The 18762-nt window shown below is 71.4% G+C and carries 14 protein-coding genes; 4 read left to right on the top strand and 10 right to left on the bottom strand.

From position 1 onward, the window contains the following. From BM085_RS41590 to BM085_RS41605, 4 genes are all read right to left on the bottom strand, one after another. On the bottom strand, positions 1–3135 hold a 3135-nt coding region (locus tag BM085_RS41590; RefSeq protein ID WP_143121323.1), incomplete at its 3' end, for a non-ribosomal peptide synthetase. 146 nt (positions 3136–3281) lie between these two features. Beyond that, positions 3282–5747 (bottom strand): MMPL family transporter, encoded by a 2466-nt coding sequence (locus BM085_RS41595; protein ID WP_093892233.1) that lies wholly within the window; start codon positions 5745–5747, stop codon positions 3282–3284. Beyond that, positions 5747–6016 carry an acyl carrier protein gene (locus tag BM085_RS41600; protein WP_093892234.1) on the bottom strand — a complete coding sequence of 90 codons (270 nt, stop codon included), beginning with the start codon at positions 6014–6016 and terminating at the stop codon, positions 5747–5749. The genes BM085_RS41595 and BM085_RS41600 overlap by 1 nt, the downstream gene beginning before the upstream one ends. Positions 6017–6018: 2 nt before the next feature. Beyond that, a complete protein-coding gene (locus BM085_RS41605) occupies positions 6019–7836 on the bottom strand; it encodes a fatty acyl-AMP ligase (RefSeq protein WP_093892235.1) in 1818 nt (605 codons plus the stop codon). A 229-nt stretch (positions 7837–8065) separates the two neighbouring features. Here BM085_RS41605 and BM085_RS41610 point away from each other — a divergent pair, with 229 nt between their 5' ends. Continuing rightward, on the top strand, positions 8066–9001 hold the full coding sequence (locus BM085_RS41610; protein WP_245790000.1) for a cation diffusion facilitator family transporter: 936 nt from the start codon (positions 8066–8068) through the stop codon (positions 8999–9001). Between the two features lie 135 nt (positions 9002–9136). Here the strand turns inward: BM085_RS41610 and BM085_RS41615 are convergent, their stop codons facing one another. Continuing rightward, positions 9137–9697, bottom strand: coding sequence for a TetR/AcrR family transcriptional regulator (locus BM085_RS41615; RefSeq protein WP_177245539.1), 561 nt, complete (start codon positions 9695–9697; stop codon positions 9137–9139). Between the two features lie 81 nt (positions 9698–9778). On the opposite strand from BM085_RS41615, the gene BM085_RS41620 reads away from it, so the two are divergent. After that, positions 9779–11359, top strand: coding sequence for an MDR family MFS transporter (locus tag BM085_RS41620; RefSeq protein WP_093892237.1), 1581 nt, complete (start codon positions 9779–9781; stop codon positions 11357–11359). A gap of 182 nt (positions 11360–11541) precedes the next feature. On the opposite strand, the gene ahpD is transcribed toward BM085_RS41620, so the two are convergent. After that, positions 11542–12078, bottom strand: coding sequence for an alkylhydroperoxidase, AhpD family (ahpD, locus tag BM085_RS41625; RefSeq protein ID WP_093892238.1), 537 nt, complete (start codon positions 12076–12078; stop codon positions 11542–11544). Next, entirely contained in the window at positions 12075–12626 is a 552-nt protein-coding gene (locus tag BM085_RS41630; protein ID WP_093892239.1) for a peroxiredoxin, read from the bottom strand. The genes ahpD and BM085_RS41630 overlap by 4 nt, the downstream gene beginning before the upstream one ends. A 96-nt stretch (positions 12627–12722) precedes the next feature. Here BM085_RS41630 and BM085_RS41635 point away from each other — a divergent pair, with 96 nt between their 5' ends. Then, the gene (locus tag BM085_RS41635; RefSeq protein ID WP_093892240.1) at positions 12723–13667 is read left to right on the top strand and encodes a LysR substrate-binding domain-containing protein; all 945 of its coding nucleotides are present in this window, start codon (positions 12723–12725) and stop codon (positions 13665–13667) included. A 10-nt stretch (positions 13668–13677) separates the two neighbouring features. Here BM085_RS41635 and BM085_RS41640 read toward each other — a convergent pair whose 3' ends face one another. The 3 genes from BM085_RS41640 to BM085_RS41650 form a co-directional block, all read right to left on the bottom strand. Continuing rightward, positions 13678–14049 carry a type II toxin-antitoxin system death-on-curing family toxin gene (locus BM085_RS41640; RefSeq protein WP_093892241.1) on the bottom strand — a complete coding sequence of 124 codons (372 nt, stop codon included), beginning with the start codon at positions 14047–14049 and terminating at the stop codon, positions 13678–13680. Next, positions 14046–14231, bottom strand: coding sequence for a CopG family transcriptional regulator (locus BM085_RS41645; RefSeq protein WP_245790001.1), 186 nt, complete (start codon positions 14229–14231; stop codon positions 14046–14048). Before BM085_RS41645 ends, BM085_RS41640 begins: the two co-directional genes overlap by 4 nt. Before the next feature lie 80 nt (positions 14232–14311). Continuing rightward, the gene (locus tag BM085_RS41650; RefSeq protein WP_177245540.1) at positions 14312–15496 is read right to left on the bottom strand and encodes a pyridoxal phosphate-dependent aminotransferase; all 1185 of its coding nucleotides are present in this window, start codon (positions 15494–15496) and stop codon (positions 14312–14314) included. A 1217-nt stretch (positions 15497–16713) separates the two neighbouring features. Here BM085_RS41650 and BM085_RS41655 point away from each other — a divergent pair. Next, positions 16714–18762, top strand: a 2049-nt coding sequence (locus BM085_RS41655) for a DEAD/DEAH box helicase (RefSeq protein WP_245790002.1), incomplete at its 3' end; no start/stop codon positions are given.

Raw genomic sequence — 18762 nt, forward strand, 5'->3', positions numbered from 1 at the left:
AGGCACCCGCAGAACCACCGTCTGGCTGAACCCGCCGATCGGCCCGCCCCGCTCCGCCAGCCAGGCCATGATCGGGGTGACCGGCAGCGGACCGATCCCGTCGTCGCCGGTGACGGCCGTCTCCACGGCCTCGTGTGCGACGAGCGCGAGAGCCTCCGGGCTCCGGTGCTGGAAGACGTGCTTGGGCGTGAGTCCCAGCCCGGCCTCGCGGGCGCGGGCGACGAGCTGGATCGCCAGGATGCTGTCGCCGCCCAGGTCGAAGAACCCGTCGTCGGCTCCGGCCCGCTCCACCCCCAGCACCTCGGCGAACAGCCCGCACAGCAGCCGTTCCCGATCCGTCGCGGGCTCCCGGCCGGAGGTCTCCCGCTCCGGCGCGGGCAGGGCCCGCCGGTCCAGCTTGCCGTTGGCCGTCAGCGGCATCGCCTCCAGCACCACGATCGCGGCCGGGACCATGTAGTCGGGCAGGGCCAGCCGGGCATGCCGCCGGAGCTCGTCGGCGTCCGCCGTACCGGTGACATAGGCGACCAGGCGCCGGTCCCCGGGCTGGTCGTCGCGGGCCAGCACGGCCGCCTGACCGACGCCGGGGTGGTCGGCGAGCACGCTCTCGATCTCGCCCAGTTCGATCCGGAAGCCGCGCACCTTGACCTGCCGGTCGGCCCGGTCCAGGTACTGGAGCTGGCCGTCGGCCCCCCACCGGACCAGGTCTCCGGTGCGGTACATCCGCCCGCCGACCTGGGACGGATCGGCGACGAACCGCTCGGACGTCAGGCCGGGCCGGTTGAGGTAGCCCCGGGCCACGCTCGGACCGGCGACGTACAGCTCGCCGGCCGCGCCGGGCGGGACCGCACGCAGGCCGGGGTCCAGGACGTGCAGGCGGGTGTCGTAGACCGGGCGGCCGATCGGGGTGTCGTCAGGAGAGGTCAGCGGATCGCTGGTGGCGACCACGACCGTGGTCTCGGTAGGACCGTACACATTGATCATCCGGCGGCCGGCGGACCAGCGGCGGACCAGCTCGGGGCGGCAGACCTCGCCGCCGACCAGCAGCGTTCTCAGGTCGGGGAGCGGCCGTTCCGGGATCGTCGCCAGCGCGGCCGGGGTGACGAAGGCGTGGGTGACGCGCGCCTCGGCGAGGAAGCGTCCGAGCGGCTCCCCGCCGTAGATCCCGGCGGGGGCCAGCACGAGCGCCGCCCCCGAGGAGAAGGCCATCAGCCACTCCAGTACCGCCCCGTCGAACCCGATCGAGGCGAACTGGAGCACCCGGCTGTCCTCGGTCACCGCGTACCGGTCGATCTCGGTCCGCGCGTAGCCCGGCAGGCCCGCGTGGGTGACCAGCACGCCCTTGGGCAGGCCGGTCGAGCCGGAGGTGAAGACGACGTAGGCCGGGTGGCCGGGCAGCAGCGCGGTCACCGGATCGGAATCGGGGAGGCCGTCGCCGGTCCAGGTGTCCATCATGACGACCTCCGCCCCGGGCGGCGGAAGGAGCCCGGCCGCCGCGCAGGTGACCACGATCGGCGGCGCGGCGTCGGCGAGCATCACCGCGAGGCGGTCCCGCGGGTAGTCGGGGTCCAGCGGCAGGTAGGCGGCACCGGACTTCAGGATCGCCAGGAACGCGACCACCATGTCGAGCGAGCGGGGCACCGACAGCCCGACGTAGCGGTCGGGTCCGGCGCCCCGGGCGATGAGGTGGTGCGCCAGCCGGTTGGCCCGGACGTTCAGCTCGGCGTAGGTGACCTCGGTGTCCCCGGCCACGACGGCCACGGCCTCAGGGCGTCGCCGTACCTGCTCCTCGAACAGGGTGACGGCGGTGCCGCCCGGCACCCCGCGCGGCGCGCCGCCCCAGTCGCCGAGGAGTGCCCGCTCGGCCTCGTCGAGCAGTTCGATCGCGCCGACGCGCAGGTCCGGCCCGGCCTGGGCGATCTGGGTCAGGCAGCGCAGGAACCGGTCGTGGTGGTCGGCCAGCTCGGCCTCGCCGTACAGCTCGGGGTGGCCGTCGAAGTCGATGCGGACGCCGCGCCCGTCGGAACCGTCGTAGAGGTTGATCGACAGGTCCTCGATCGGCCCGGTGGACAGCGGGTGCGCGGTGGCGGCGTGGCCGGCGAACTTCAGGTCGTAGTCGAAGCGCATGATGTTGACGACCGGTCCGAACAGCCGCCCGCGCACCTCCCGGCGCAGGTCCTCATACCGGTAGCGCTGGTGCACCAGCAGCCGCCCGACCTCCCGGGTGACCTGCCCGACGAGCTCCCCGAAGGTCGTCTGCGGCCGTACGGCCAGGCGGAGCGGGAGCACGTTGGAGACCATGCCGGGGGTGCGCCGGGCCGCCGGCGTGGTCCGGGCGGTGACCGCCAGCCCGAGGACCACCTCCTGGGCCCCGGTGAGACGTCCGACGAAGGCCGCGACAGCGGCGATCATGAGTCCGGACACGGCCGTCCCGTGGGAGAGGGCCGCCTCCGTCAGGGCGGCGGCGTCACGCTCCCCCAGCCTCGCGCTCCACCGGTGGAAGCGCGACGTGGCGACGGCCGTACCGGAGGAGAGGGCGGGCACGGCGGGCAGGTCGGCGAGTTTGCCCAGCCAGTGGCGGCGGTCGGCCTCGAAGCGGCCGGAGGCGCGGTAGGCGGCGTCCTCCTCCAGGAGGGTGGCCAGTGACCCGAGGCCGCCGGGCTCGGGGTCGCGCCCCTCGGCCAGCGCGGTGTAGACCTCCGCCAGGCGCTGGGCGATCATCGGCCCGCTGTAGCCGTCCATGATCACGTGATGGCAGCGCAGGTACCAGAGGTAGCGGTCGTCGGCGACCCGCAGCAGGGCGGTGGCCAGCAGCGAGTCCTCGCCCAAGGGGGAGGCGAGCTGGGCCCGCATCCACGCCAGGGCGGTCCGCTCGTCTCCGAGGTCGAGGAAGGGGCAGGCGGGCTCCCGCTCCTCGACGATCTGCCCGCCCTCGACGATCCGGACATGGATCGCGTCGACCTCCCGGGCCGCCAGGCGGACGGCCGAGGCGAAGAGCACCGGGTCCACCGGCCCCGAGATCTCAATGTACTGGGCGATATGGATCGGGTCCCCAGGGGTGATCCGCTGGGCGTGCCACATTCCACTCTGCGCTGCGGACAATGGCAGGAAGGAACCCGGAACAAGCACCGTCGCCACGCTTTCCACCTTGGCCGAAGAAATGCCTGATGGGTGCGTATCAGCACCTCAGAGGGGAAGAAACGCATTGTGTGCGACTATCTGCCCCACGTTTGTTACCTGGCAGTAAACCACAGGTGTGATCTATATCGCAATAATGGAATTTGTCATTTCCCGCTAAACTCACCCTCCATTTTTTCGCCTTTCATCAAGACGACCCGGCTGGATCTGAGCATGACGCGCGGCCGCACCAGACCCCGGGGCCGGAGCATGACCTGAGGCCGCACCCGGGGGCCCTGCCGCCGGACCGGCCGCCCCGCGCGGTGCCACCAGGACAGCCCCCTCGCCAGCCGGCTCGGCCACCAGACGGCGTCGCCGACGTCCAGGGTCAGCGCGGTGACGAGCACCGAGCGGACGATCATCGTGTCGAGCAGCACGCCCACCGCCACCGCGAAGGCGATCTGCACGGTCTGCGTCAGCGGCAGCACCACGAGCACCGCGAAGGTGCCCGCGAGCACGACCCCGGCCGAGGTGATCACGCCGCCGGTCGCGCCGAGGCCGAGGATCGCGCTGTGCGCGGTGCTGTGCCGGTGCGCCTCCTCCCGCACCCGGTGCATCAGGAAGATGTTGTAGTCCACCCCCAGCGCCACCAGGAACACGAAGACCAGCAGGACGAACCCCTGGTCGACCCCGGCGAAGCCGAACAGGTGGGCGAAGGCCAGCGAGCTGATCCCCAGGGTCGCCAGGAACGACACCACGACGGTCGCCAGCAGGAGCAGCGGCGCGACGAGCGAGCGCAGCAGCAGGGCCAGCACCACGAAGACCACCAGGAGCACCAGCGGGATGATCAGCGCGCGGTCCCGTTGCGCGCCCCGCTCCAGATCGGCGACGAGCGCCACGTTCCCGCCGACGTTGACGTCGGGGGCGGCCACCGCCCGCAGCCGGTCGCGCAGGGCGAGCACCTCCTGCTGCTCGGACTCCTCGCCGTCGCCGGCGCGCACGGTCACGTTGAGCAGGATGTCGCCGTTTCCCGCCGCGCCCAGCGAGATCGCGGTGACCTCGGGCCGCTGGGCGGTGTCCACGATCACGTCCCTGACGTACTGCTCGGTGGTGACCACCTGGACCGGGTCGGCCGCTCCGGCCGGGAAGTGCCTCGCGGCGGCCTCCTGCCCGACGACCGAGTCCGGCCTGCCGAGGAACACGTCGGCGTTGCTCAGCCCGCCCGCCTTGTAGGAGGCCAGCCCGGACGCGCACACGCCCAGCCCGATGACGGTGACCACCCACACAAGCCGGGGATTTCTCGCGATTTTTCGGCCTAAAGAGCCCCAGATTCCGGCGTCGGCAGGGGGCTCCCCTGCCGGCTCCCCCGCCGTGCCGGACGGCCGCGCCGGCCCCCGCCCGCCGGACCGGCCCGCCCCGCCCTCCCTCTCGCCTCCCGGGGCGTGGTCCGGCCGCGCCGAGGGCCGGCAGCGCGGGATGAGCGGCCAGAACACCCACCGCCCGAAGACGACCATCACGGCCGGCAGCAGCGTCATCATGGCGAGCATCACGCCGGCCACGCCGACCGCCGAGACCGGCCCGAGCCCCTTGGTGGAGTTGAGGTCGGCCACCAGCAGGCAGAGCAGCCCGGCCACCACGGTCGCCGCGCTCGCCAGCACCGCCGGCCCGGCCCGGCGCAGCGCGACCGCCATCGCCTCGTGCCGGTCCTCGTGCCTGCCCAGCTCCTCCCGGTAGCGGGCGATGAGCAGCAGCGCGTAGTCGGTCCCCGCGCCGATCACCAGGACCATGAGCAGCGAGACCGCTACACTGCTGACCGTGATCACCTCCGCGGCGGCGAGCAGGTAGTTGACCCCCATCGCGACGACCAGTCCCACCAGCACGACGCTCAGCGGGAACAGCCAGAGGATCACGCTGCGGTAGGTGATCAGCAGCACCACCACCGCCACGCCCATCGCGGCCAGCAGCAGGTTGGTGTCCACGGTCGAGAACACCGCGAGCGCGTCGGCCTGGAACCCGACCATGCCCGTGATGTGCGCGGCCAGCCCGGCGGGACGGTCCGCGTCGACGACCCGGCGCACCCGCTCGACGACCTCGGCCGTCTCCCTGCCGCCCTGGTCCCGGACGATGACCACGACCTGGACGGCCTGACCGTCCTTGGACCGCTGCGCGGCGATCAGCTTGATCGTCTTGGTCAGCCTGGGCATCTGGAGCTTCCGCTCGACCACCTGCAGCTGCTCGGGCAGCCGCCCCCTGGCGTCCCGGTACGGCTTGAGCTCCCTGTCGAACTCCGCCCGCCCGAAGGACTTGCCCCCGGTCGGCGTGGGCAGCTCCGCCACCACCCCGTCGATCCCGGCGAACGCCTTCATGTCCCGGGCGATCTCGTCCCGGTCGGCCGTGGTGACGCCCTCACGCCGCTCGTAGACGATCGTCGCCGGAGAGAGGTTCTCCCCCTGCATGCCGAGGATGCGCTTGACCGCCCGCGCGGAGTCGGCGTTCTCGGGAAGGTAGGCGGCGATGTCGTCCTTCTGCACCGACTCCAGCCGCCCGGCGAAGGAGACGGCCGTCCCGATGATGCCCAGCCAGATGACCAGCACCACCCATTTCGTGCGCCGGCCGCACAGCAGAGCGGTCATCAGCCCGCGCTCAACCGTCCCCGGAGGTGGTCCGCCATGGCCGCGACCGTCGGGTGCTCCCAGGCGAGGGTCGGCTCGATCTCCAGCCCGTACTCCGCCTCGATGTCGCCGCACAGGCTGAGCGAGTAGACCGAGTCCATGCCGTACTGGGCGATCGGCACCAGCGGGTCGATCTCCTCGGGGGCGCGCATCACGTACGAGGCCACCTGGGCCCGCAGCCAGCCCCGAATGGCGTCCAGGTCGGTGGCGATCCCGGCGTCGGCGGACATGCTCACACTCCTTCTGCTACGGCGTGCGCGGTCGGTACGGGGTGCGGGGTCGGCGCGCCGGGCCCGGCCGGTACGGCGTGTCCGGCCGGTACGGCGTGTCCGGCCGGTACGGCGTGCGCGGCGACGGCCGCCGTGAGCTCGGCGTGGACGACGGGCAGCGACCCGCCCAGCAGCAGGTCGCGGGTGCGGGAACGCTGGACCTTGCCGCTGGTGGTCTTGCCGACCCCGCCGCGCTCGACCAGCACGACGCTCATCGACGGCAGGCCGAACACGCGGGCGAGCTCCCCCTGCACCATGCGGGCGACCTGCGCGGCGGAGACGCCGCCCAGACGCTGCCGGCGGACCTCCTGGACGAGCACCACGTGCTCGCCTCCCGCCTCGACCCCGAAGGCCGCCGCGGCGCCCAGCGACGGGTGCGCCTCCCGGGCCGCCTCCTCCAGGTCCTGCGGGTAGAGGTTGCGCCCGTTGACGATGATGACGTCCTTGCTCCGGCCGGTGACGTAGAGCTCCCCGTCGAGCAGGAAGCCGAGGTCCCCGGTCCGCAGGAACGGCCCGTCGCCGTCGGCGGTGCGCCCGCCGAAGGTGTCGCCACTGGCCTCCCCCCGCTGCCAGTAGCCCCGCGCGACGCTCGCGCCGCGCACCCAGATCTCGGCGACGCTCCCGTCCGGCAGGACCGCGCGGGTCTGGGGGGCGACGATGCGCACGGTCATGCTGATCGGCCGCCCGCAGCCGACCAGCTCCACGCCGTCCGGCGCGGGGACCGCCTCGTTCCGCTCCAGCGCGCCGGTGTCGAAGCGGCGGATCAGCGGCCCGTGCCCCAGCGGGGTCGCGGTGACCACCAGGGTGGCCTCGGCCATGCCGTACGCCGGCGCCCAGGCCTTCTCGCTGAAACCGGCGGCCCCGAAGCGCCCGACCATGGCGCGCAGCGTGCCGGTACGGACCGGTTCGGCCCCGTTGAGCGCGAACCGCAGGCTGGACAGGTCGAGGCCGGCCGCCTGCCCGTCGGTGACCCGGGTGGCGCACCACTCGTAGGCGAAGTTCGGCGCGACGGTGTATCCGGCCCGGTAGCGGCTGATCATCTCCATCCAGAGCGCGGGGCGCATGACGAAGGCGATCGGCGAGGCGAAGTACAGGTCGCCGCCCGAGTAGATCGGCTGGAGCAGCATGCCGATCAGGCCCATGTCGTGGTAGTGCGGCAGCCAGCCGACCCCCACGCCCTCCCGCGGCGAGCCGATCGCCCGCCAGATCTCATCCTCGTTGTGGAGCAGGTTGGCGTGGGTGAGCATGACGCCGCGCGGCTCGCTGGTGGAGCCGGAGGTGTACTGCATGTAGGCGAGCGTGTCCGGCCCGATCTCCGGCATCGTCCACTCGCCGGGGCCGGGCAGGTCCAGGGTGTCGGTGGCCACGCACTCGACCGCGCCGTCCAGGCCGACGTCGCGCAGCCACCGGGTGAGCATGGCCTGGTTGGCCGAGTCGGTGAGCACGAACCGTACGTCGGCGTCCTTGATGATCCCCTCCGCCCGCTCCAGCGCGCGCGGGTCGGTCTGCGGCAGCGGTGAGGGCACCGCGATCACGCGGGAGTACAGGCAGCCGAGGAAGGCGGTCAGGAACTCCAGGCCGGCGGGGTAGAGCAGCAGCGCCGTCTGGTCCGCCGCCCGCCGCCCGGCCAGCCACGCTCCCGTGGACCTGGCCCGCGTGTCGATCTCGGCGAAGGTCAGGCGGCTCTCGGCGAGCTCGCCCCTGCGGTCCTCCACGAAGGTGTACGACCGTTCGTGCCCGTACCGGTCGGCCTGCGTGCGCACCCGCTCCACAAAGGACATCTGGTCATCTCCCGTGACGGCAAGACAACCCAACATAGGAGGAAAGATCAGCCGGTCCCAGGCCTGCGCCGCACAAGCTACCGCTCGGTTTTATGCGGAAAGTTAGTATTTTGCCCCCAGCGAATTATCCCTTCAATCCGCGTCGACACAGAGCGGGATGTTGCCCTGTTAGGCTTAACTTGCTTAACATCTGAGCAACTGTTCAAGTGTTGATGGAATGGATCTTACGATGGGTCACGGACACGGCCACGGCCATGGGCACGGCGCGGACTCGGACCGCCGCTACCTGGCGGCGGCGCTCGCCCTCCTGGTCGTCTTCATGGCGGCCGAGGTCGTCATCGGCGTCATCGCCAACTCCATCGCGCTGATCTCCGACGCCGGGCACATGCTCACCGACGCCGCCTCCATCGCGCTCGCCCTGATCGCGATGAGCATGGCCGCCCGCCCCGCCCGCGGCGCCTACACCTTCGGCTGGAAGCGCGCCGAGATCCTGTCGGCGGCGATCAACGGGCTGACGTTCGTGCTGCTCGTCGTCTACTTCGTCTACGAGGGCGTGCGCCGGCTCATCGAACCGCCCGAGGTCAAGGGGCTGCTGGTCTTCGGCACGGCCCTGGCCGGGATCGCGGTCAACGCGGTCGCCGCCTGGCTCATCGCCAGGGCCGACCGGAGCAGCCTCAACGTGGAGGGCGCCTTCCAGCACATCCTCAACGACATGTACGCCTTCATCGCCACCGCGATCGCGGGCGCGGTCGTCTGGCTCACCGGCTGGGGCCGGGCGGACGCGATCGCCGCCCTGGTCGTCGCGGCGCTGATGGCCAAATCCGCCTACGGCCTGCTGCGCGACGCCGGGCGCATCCTGTTCGAGGCCGCGCCCCCCGGCGTGCACCCCGCCGAGGTGAGTGCCGCGATCGCCGCCCACGGCGACGTCACCGGCGTGGAGGACCTTCATGTGTGGACCGTGACCAGCGGCTTCCCCGCGCTGTCCGCGCACGTGATCGTCAAGACCGGCGGCGACTGCCACCGGATCCGCCGCGAGCTCGCCGAGCTGCTCCACGAGCGCTTCCACATCGACCACACCACCTTGCAGGTCGACCACGTGCCGGGTACGGCCTGCCGGATCGTCAAGGCCCCCGGCAGCCCTCCCGCGGCCGGCGTCGCCTCCTGAACCGGGCGCCGCCACGGGCGGCGCCGCCTCCCGCGCCGGAGGTCGCCGCGGACGGACGGGGCTCCGCCGCGGGCCGGAGCACCGCGGCCGCGGAACCGCGGACGGGGCCGGCGCGGACGTCCCGGCGGGAGGCGGTCACGCCCTGAGGCAGGCCTCGAAGACCGCGGTGAGCCGTCTGATCACGGTCTCCCGGTCGGGCGCGTCGAACGCGTCCGGGCCGTAGAGCTGGCTCAGGGTGCCGGCGCCGGTGATGAGCGCGGTCGCGACAGCCGCCTGGAAGATCGCTTCCGGTCCGGGCAGCCGTGCGGCCAGCGGCTCCAGGATCGCCGAGCTGACCCGGTCCCGGATGAGCCCGTGGATCTCCGAGCAGGACGCCGACCGGATGAGCGCCGCCATGACCGGGCTCGCCTGCTCCGACCGGAGGCGTTCGGCGACGTACTCCGCCAGGCGCCGGGGCAGCTCTTCCTCGGGAACGTCCAGCACTCCGGGGAAGCGGCCCTGCATGGCGAGCACCTCGGCGAACAGCTCCCGTTTGGAACCGAAGTAGCGGTTGATCAGCGCGACGTTGGCGTCCGCCTCCGCGGAGATCAGCCGCATCGTCACCTGGTCGTAGCCCAGCTCGGTGAACAGCTTCCGGGCGGCGTCGAGAATGCGGCGCCGGGTGCCTGCCCGGTCGCGCTGCCGTACCTCATCCACCCGTCCGATCCTTCCAGATTTGACCAGTAAACAAGCGTCTACTAACTTCACATGTATCGTACACACATTGGGGGATGCTTCATGCTGACCGAACAACAGGCCCAGGCCGAGGCCGCACCGCGCTTCACGCACAAGCAGGTGCTGGAGATCTTGGCCGGACTGATGCTCGCCATGCTGACGTCGATGATCGCGACGTCCGTGGTGGGAACCGCGCTGCCGACGATCGTGGGCACGCTCGGCGGTCAGGACCAGCTGGCCTGGGTGGCCAGCGCGACGCTGCTCACCATGACGGCCTCCACCCCGCTCTGGGGCAAGCTGTCGGACCTCTACGGCCGCAAGTTCATGTTCCAGGTCTCCCTGGTCGTCTTCACGGTCTCCTCCATCGCCGCGGGCTTCTCCCAGGACATGGGCCAGCTCATCGCGGCCCGGGCCGTGCAGGGCATCGGCGCCGGCGGACTCGCCGCGCTGCCGCAGATCATCCTGGGCGACGTGGTCGAGCCCCGCGAGCGTGGCCGCTACTCCGGCTACATGGGCGCGGTCTTCGGCGTCTCCACCGTCGCCGGCCCGCTGCTGGGCGGATTCATCGTCGACAACATGTCCTGGCGCTGGACGTTCTGGATCTGCGTGCCGCTGGCTCTGGTCGCGTTCGTCGTCATCCAGAAGGTGCTCAAGCTGCCGCTCGTCCGCCACGACACCAAGGTCGACTGGTGGGGCGCCACCTTCATCACCGGCGGAACCACCGCGCTGATGCTGCTGCTGTCCCTGGGCGGCAAGGAGTTCGACTGGAACTCCCCGTGGTCCTACGGCCTGGGCGCGCTCAGCCTGGTGATGTTCGGCCTCGCCGTCGTCGCCGAACGCCGGGCCGCCGACCCCATCCTGCCTCCGCGCCTGTTCCGCAACCACACCTTCGTGCTCACCAGCGTCGCATCCCTGCTGGTCGGCGCGGCGATGTTCGGCGCGCTGATGTTCCTCCCGCAGTACCTGCAGATCGTCAAGGGCATGAGCCCCACCGGCTCCGGCCTGATGACCCTGCCCATGGTGCTCGGCCTGCTCGTCTCCTCGATCCTGGTCGGCCGCTTCGTCAGCCAGACCGGCCGGTGGAAGATCTTCCCCGTCGCCGGCATGCTGCTGGTCGCGCTCGGCCTGTTCCTGCTCTCCCGGCTGCACGTCGACAGCTCGCTGGTGGTCGTCGGCCTCGACATCGCGGTGCTGGGCATCGGCCTCGGCGCCTCCATGCAGATCCTGATCCTGGCCGCGCAGAACGCCGTGACCCGCGCCGACCTGGCCTCCACCACCTCGGGTGTGGCCTTCTTCCGCTCCCTGGGCGGCGCGGTCGGTGTGGCGGCCTTCGGCGCCATCCTGTCCAACCGGCTCAGCGCGGAGCTGATCTCCCTGGCCAAGGCCGCCCACCTGCCCCTCACCGGCGGCGCGACCCCCAGCCTCGGCTCCCCCGACGCCATCCGCCACCTGCCCGCCCCGGTGCTGGAGGTGGTCCTGGAGGCCTTCACCCGGGCCATCCACATGGTCTTCCTGGTGGGCGTGCCCATCGCGGTCCTGGCCGCGGTGGCCACCCTGATGCTGAAGGAGATCCCGCTCCGCTCGTCCCAGACCACCCCCGCCACCCCCGCCGACCCGACCGCTCCTCCGGTCCCGGCCGAATAGGACCATCCCCGCAGTGCCCGGGCCCGGCCCTCTCCGCCGGTCCCGGGCACTTTTCGTGCCGTCCGCGGGCCGTCCGGCGCGCCGGGGCGCGATACGCGGACGGGCGGGTGTTCCGTGGAACACCCGCCCGTCGCCGGAGAGCCCGGCGGGCCCGGAATCTCGAAGACCCGTACCCCCGGGGCTCAGACCGTGAGCAGAGCCGCCTCGGCCTCAAGCGTGGCCGCCACGGCGTTGACCGCCGCGGCGATCCGGAGGGCCTCCTGGATCTGCTCGCGGGACATGCCCGACTGGCGCAGCACCTGCTCGTGGGACTCCAGGCAGCGGCCACAGCCGTTGATCGCCGACACCGCGAGACACCAGAGCTCGAAGTCGACCTTGTCGACGCCCGGGTTGCCGATGATCGTCATGCGGAGCTTGGCCGGCATGGTGGCGTACGTCTCGTCGCCGATCAGATGGACCGACCGGTAGTAGACGTTGTTCATCGCCATGATGGCGTTGGCGCCCTTGGCCGCCTGGAAGGCCTCGTCCGACAGGTTGCCGGCCGCCTCGGCGGAGACCTCGGCGATCACGCGGGCCGACTTGGTGGCCAGCGCGCACGCCAGGACCGCACCCCAGAGCTGCTGGTCGGTCAGCGACGACGTCGTCACGACCGAGCCCAGGTTGAGCTTGATGTCCTTGGCGTACGCCGGAAGAGCGTTCTTCAGAGCGTCGACGCTCATCCGGCCATCAGCTTCTTGTCGTCGAGACCCTTGTCGCCCTTGTTCCAGTTACACGGGCAGAGCTCGTCCGACTGGAGCGCGTCGAGGACCCGGAGGACCTCCTTGACGTTGCGGCCGACGGAGCCCGCGGTCACCATGACGAACTGGATCTCGTTGTTGGGGTCCACGATGAAGGTGGCGCGCTGGGCGACACCGTCGGCGCCAAGGATGCCCAGCTCGGCGCAGAGCTCGCGCTTGACGTCCGACAGCATCGGGAAGGGCAGGTCACGCAGGTCCGGGTGGTCCTTGCGCCAGGCGTGGTGGACGTACTCCGAGTCGACGGAGAAACCCAGGACCTGAGCGTCGCGGTCGGCGAACTCGCCCTCCAGACGGCCGAACTCGGCGATCTCGGTCGGGCAGACGAAGGTGAAGTCCTTCGGCCACGCGAAGTAGATCTTCCACTTGCCGTCGTAGGACTTGTGGTTGATCTCGGCGAATGCGCTGTCCGCGTCCAGGGAGACGCAGGCGGTCAGTTCGAACTCAGGGAAGCGGTCACCGACGGTGAGCAAGTCCGGATCTCCTTTGAAGAGGACGTCGTTGTCGGGCCCTACCCTGCCGCATCTAGCATTGATCAGAGAAATCGAGCAGTCAGAGCAATCTGAGAGGTGTTTCCTATCAATGAGCCCACGCCCACCCTGGCCCAGCTGCGGGCATTCCTCGCGGTCGCCGATCACCTCCACTTCAGGGAGGCCGCCGTCTCGCTCCGGATGAGCCAGCCCGCTTTGTCGAGTGCGGTGTCGGCCCTTGAGGAGACTTTGCACACTCAGTTACTGGAACGGACCACCAGGAAGGTCCTGCTCACCCCGGCGGGCGACCGGGTGGCGGTGCACGCCGCGCGGGTGCTCAAGGCGGTCGGGGACCTGATGGGCGAGGTGGCCCACAGCCGGGAGCCCTTCCACGGCCCGGCGCACCTGGGAGTGATCCCCACGGTGGCCCCCTACGTGCTTCCCGCGCTGCTGCCGATGTTCGCGCGCCGGTTCCCGCGGCTCAAGCTGACCGTGCACGAGGCCAAGACCGAGACCATCCTGGAGGAGGTGCGCGAGGGCCGCCTCGACCTGGTGCTGCTGGCGCTGCCGACGGAGACGGCCGGCCTGGTCGAGGAGCCCCTCTACGACGAGGACTTCCTGCTCGCCTTCCCCTCCGACCACCCCCTGGCGGAGGGGGACGGGCCGCTGGACCGGGACGTGCTCAAGGGGCTGGACATCGTGCTGCTCAACCAGGGGCACTGCCTGCGCGAGCAGGCCATCGACGTCTGCCGCGAGGTCGGCGCCCGCGCCACCGCGGCCACCTACGCCACCAGCCTCCCCACCCTGGTCCAGCTCGTCGCCGGCGGCCTCGGCGTGACCCTGCTCCCGGAGTCGGCCGTCCCGGTGGAGACGGGCAAGCGGGTACGGCTGGCGCTGCGCCGATTCCAGCCCCCGGTCCCCGGCCGCACCATCGGCCTGGCCTACCGCGCGAGCTCCGCCCGAACCCCCGAATACGCCCAGCTCGCCAAGGCCGTCCGCGGTGCGATCCGCGCCAGACGCCTCCCGGTCCGTGTCACCTCGTGATCGGCGTGGTTCAGGCCCACGATCCGAGCGCTGCCGCGATCAGCTTGAGATCACCGATATCTCCGGCCGCCACACTGACAACCAGGTCATAAACCTCATCGTCACCGGCGTTGACCTCGACACCGTTGAATCGGAGAAATGTGTCCGTGGCCAGCCATGCCAGCCGCTTGTTCCCGTCGACGAGGGGATGATTGATGGCCAGAGACTGCAGCAGTGCCGCAGCCTTGGTGAACAGGTCGGGATAGGCGTCCTGCCCGAACATGGACGCGCCCGGCCGATGCACAGCGGAGTCCAGCAGTCCCAGGTCGCGAATCGCAAGGACGTCTCCGATGACGAGTTCCGCGAGATCGAGGACCTGCTCCAGTGTCAGGTATCTGGTCATTGCCCCAACCGATCAAGGACTGTCCGCCAGCGCTCGACGGACTTCACACCCAGACGGTGGACCTCCTCATCGTCGCTGCGCCGGGCGAGATACTCCTCCAACGCCGAGAGTACGATCTGCTGCATGCTGCGCCCTTCCTCATCGGCGCGCTTGCGCAGAGCCTCGGTCTGTTCGTCGTTCAAGCGAAGAGTCATAGCCATGCCTCCCATCGTAGAACGCCATTGGTATCAGAGCGATACCACTACGGAGAGCACAAGTCTCGTTACTCGAAGTTGTCCCCTGCTTTACCCAGTCGCGTCAGGCGGCTCACGGCCTCGTCGATGACCTCGTCCTTCTTGCAGAAGGCGAAGCGGACGAAGTGACTGCCGCGCTCGGGATGGGCGTAGAAGACCTGGGTGGGGATGGCGACCACGCCCGCCAGGGAGGGCAGCTCGCGGGTGAGGGCGAGACCGTCGGTGAAGCCGAGCGGGCGGATGTCGGTCTGGACGAAGTAGGTGCCGGCCGGGCGGTAGACGTCGAAGCCCGCCGCGGAGAGCCCGGCCGTCAGGCGGTCGCGCTTGGCCTGCAGGTCGGCCCGGAGCGAGGAGACCCAGCCGAGTTCGTGGCGCAGGCCGTAGGCGACGGCGAGCTGCCAGGGCGCGGCGGCGGTGAAGGTGAGGAACTGCTTGACGGTCTGGACGGCGCGGACGAGCTCGGGCGGGGCGCAGACCCAGCCGGTCTTCCAGCCGGTCACCGAGAAGGTCTTGCCCGCCGAGGAGATCATCACGGTGCGGTCGCGCATGCCGGGGAGGGTGGCCAGGGGGATGTGCTCGACGCCGTCGAAGGTGAGGTGCTCGTAGACCTCGTCGGTGAGGGCGATCAGGCCGTGCTCCTGGCACAGGAGGGCGATCTCCTCCAGCTCGGCACGGGTGAAGACCGTGCCGGTGGGGTTGTGCGGGGAGTTGACCAGGATCGCCCGGGTGCGCGGGCCGACGGCGGCGCGCAGTTCCATCGGGTCGAAGGTGAAGCGGCCCTCGACCGGGCGCAGGGTGACGGGCCGGAGCACGGCTCCGGCCAGGGCGACGGAGGCGGCGTAGGAGTCGTAGTACGGCTCGAAGGCGATCACCTCGTCGCCGGGACCGCACAGCGCCAGGATCGCGGCCGCGACGGCCTCGGTGGCTCCGACCGTGACGAGGACCTCGCCGTCGGGGTCGTAGACCAGGCCGTAGTGGTCCTTGCGGTGCTCGGAGACGGCCTGGCGCAGCTCGGGGACGCCGGGGCCGGGGGGATACTGGTTGAAGCCGCCGCGGATCGCCGTCACCGCCCGCTCGAGCATCGCCGCGGGCCCGTCGGTGTCGGGGAAGCCCTGCCCCAGGTTGATCGAGCCGGTCCGTACGGCGAGCGCCGACATCTCAGCGAAGATCGTTGTGCCGAACTCGCGCATCCGCGCCACCAGAGGATCGCTCACGTGCCCCAGGGTAACCGGCACGCCGTCCGGCGATCGACGCCGATCACCCCCGTGTCCGGGGTGCCGCCGGCACGACCCCGGCGCCTCCGCCCCGGGCACCCACGGTCACGGTCGCGGCGCTGTGCGGCCTCGGCCCTGGATGCCGCGGTGAAGGACCGGCCGTCCGCACGCGGCTGTTACGGTTTTTCGTGGAGTGAAGGAGGCATGGCGGTGCTGGTGATCCACGGGGCCTGGGTCGGCGACAGGCTGGCGCTGTGGGCGGAGGATCCGGCCGGTCTCGCCCCGGGCGCCTCTCGTGCGAAGGTCCGCCCGCACCCGTTCGCGGCTTCGGCGGCCGGCCTGGTCGACGGGCTGTCGCTCTGGGGAGAGGCCGCGGTGACCGCCGCGGGCACGGCCGTCGCCGACGAGCTCACCCTGCTCCTCCCCAGCTCGGCGCGGAGCCCGCTGCCCTCTCCCGAGTCCGGGGCGGAGGTCACCGCGCGGCAGCCGAAGATCAGCGCTTGGCGGGTGCCCGCCCTGCTGGTCGAGCCGGGCCGGGCACTGGGCCTGCTCGGCTCCGTTGACGAGATGACCCATCTCCCCGCGCAGGCGTACGGGCCCGGCGAGTCTCCGGACGAGGGGCCGCGGACGCCGGCCCCGGGGGCCTCCCTGCGGTATCTCACCGTCGTCGCCGCCTACGCCCGTAGCCTGGTCCGCCATGGTCGGGTGCTGCCCCAGCTCGTCGCCGAGGGAGGCGGCCACGCGGCGCGGTGGCGTCCCGTGCTGACCGGCCCCCACGCTGCCCGCTTCCGCGATCTCGCCACCGCGATGCCTCCCGTCTGCCGCGCCGTCACCGAGGAGCGGCCCTCGTCCCATGTCCTGATCGAGGCCCTGGCCGGTCTGACCGACGCGGCGGTACGGCAGGCGCTCCCCGATCGGCTGCTCGGCGGGCGCCGGCCGGGGCTCCGCAGCCCCCTCACGGACCGCTGGATGGCCGCCCTCACCGGAGAGGACGCCGCGCTTCCCGGTCTGACGCGAGCCGAGGCGGACAAACTGGCCAAGCCGCTCCAGGAATGGTTCAGGTCGGCGCACCTGCTCGACGGCCCCGCCAGGGTCTGCTTCCGCCTGACCGAGCCCGAACCCGAGACCGGCCCCGGGCCCGATCCCGGACCTGACGCCGACCTCGTCGCGGAGTACGGCGGCCGCCCGACCCCACAGCGTGACGGCCCCTGTGGCGGGTGGAGTTCGCCGTCCAGTCGTCGAAGGACCCGAGCCTCTACCTGCCCGCGCCGCTCCTGTGGGCGGGCGAGACGGCCCCCGGCCTCCCCGCCCGCCCCGAGGAGACCCTGCTCGCGGGGCTCGGCCGCGCGGCACGGCTGTACCCCGAGGTGGAGAGGGCGCTGCGCGGTCCCCGGCCGTCGGAGCTCGTCCTCGACACGGCGGGCGCGTTCACCTTTCTCCGCCAGGCCGCCCCGCTCCTGCAGGCGGCCGGGTTCGGCGTGCAACTGCCCGCCTGGGCCGGCCGGACGGGGCTGGGGCTCAAGCTCACGGCCCGTTCGAAGCGGACCGGCCCGAAAGCGGCAGTCGGCCAGGGGTTCGGGCTGCACCAGCTCGTGGACTTCCGCATGGACCTGGCGATCGGCGACGAGCCGGTCAGCGAGGAGGAACTGGCCGAGCTGGTCAGGCTCAAGCTGCCGCTGGTCCAGGTGCGGGGCCGCTGGGTCGAGCTGGACGACCGGCAGCTCGACGCCGCGCTGAGGGCGGTCGAGAGGCACCGGACGGGCGAGATGACGGTCGGCGAGGTGATCCAGGAGGTCGTCCACCGCGACGACGACGCGCTGCCGATCGTCGCGGTGGACGCCGACGGCCGCCTCGGTGACCTGCTGTCCGGTGAGGCCGACCGCCGCCTCGGACCGACCACGACCCCGGCTGGTTTCCACGGCGCGCTCCGGCCGTACCAGCAGCGCGGGCTGTCCTGGCTCGCCTTCATGTCGGACATCGGGCTCGGCGGCATCCTCGCCGACGACATGGGCCTGGGCAAGACCCCCCAGACCCTGTCCCTGCTCCTGTCCGAGCGCGCGGCGGGCGCCCGGCCCGGACCGACACTGCTGGTCTGCCCGATGTCCCTGCTCGGCAACTGGCAGAAGGAGGCCGCCAGGTTCGCCCCGTCCCTGGATGTCTACCTGCACCACGGCACCGCCCGGCTGCGTGCGGAGGAGCTGGCCCGGCGGGTGGGGCAGGCGGACCTCGTCCTCACCACGTACGGCACCGCCCTGCGGGACCGGACGGCCCTGACGGGCTTCACCTGGGCGAGGGTGGTCTGCGACGAGGCGCAGGCGATCAAGAACAGCGCGGCGCAGCAGTCGCGGGCGGTGCGGTCGATTCCCGCCCGCACCCGGCTGGCGCTGACCGGCACCCCGGTGGAGAACCACCTCGCCGAGCTCTGGTCAATCATGGAGTTCTGCAACCCCGGGCTGCTCGGCCCGGCCAGGACGTTCAGGGAGCGCTACCAGGAGCCGATCGAGCGGGACGGCGACGAGACGGCGGCCGCCGCCCTCCGGCGCGCCACCGGGCCGTTCGTGCTGCGGCGCCTCAAGACCGACAAGACGATCATCTCCGACCTGCCGGAGAAGCTGGAGATGAAGGTGTGGTGCACGCTCACGCCGGAGCAGGCGGAGCTGTACAAGGCCGTGGTGAACGACATGCTGGACAGGATCGACGGCTCCCGGGGCATCGAGCGGCGGGGCAACGTGCTGGCCACGATGACCCGGCTCAAACAGATCTGCAACCACCCCGCCCACCTGCTCAAGGACGGCTCGCGGCTGGCCGGCCGGTCGGGGAAGCTGGCCCGCCTGGAGGAACTGGCCGAGGAGATCGTCGAGGAGGGCGACAAGGCCCTGGTCTTCACCCAGTACACCGAGTTCGGCTCCCTCCTGCAGCCCTACCTGACCGCCCACCTGGACCGGCCGGTGCTGTGGCTGCACGGCGGACTGCCCAAGAACCGGCGCGAGGAACTGGTCGAGCGCTTCCAGCACGACGACGAGCCGATGCTGTTGCTGCTGTCGCTGAAAGCGGCCGGCACCGGCCTCAACCTGACCGCCGCCAACCACGTGATCCACGTGGACCGGTGGTGGAACCCGGCGGTGGAGAACCAGGCCACCGACCGGGCCTTCCGGATCGGCCAGAGCAGGAACGTCCAGGTCCGCAAGTTCATCTGCGTGGACACCCTGGAAGAACGGATCGACGAGATGATCGAACGCAAGAAGGCACTCGCCGACAGCGTGGTC

The sequence above is a fragment of the Streptosporangium canum genome (assembly GCF_900113865.1).
Classification (GTDB): domain Bacteria; phylum Actinomycetota; class Actinomycetes; order Streptosporangiales; family Streptosporangiaceae; genus Streptosporangium; species Streptosporangium canum.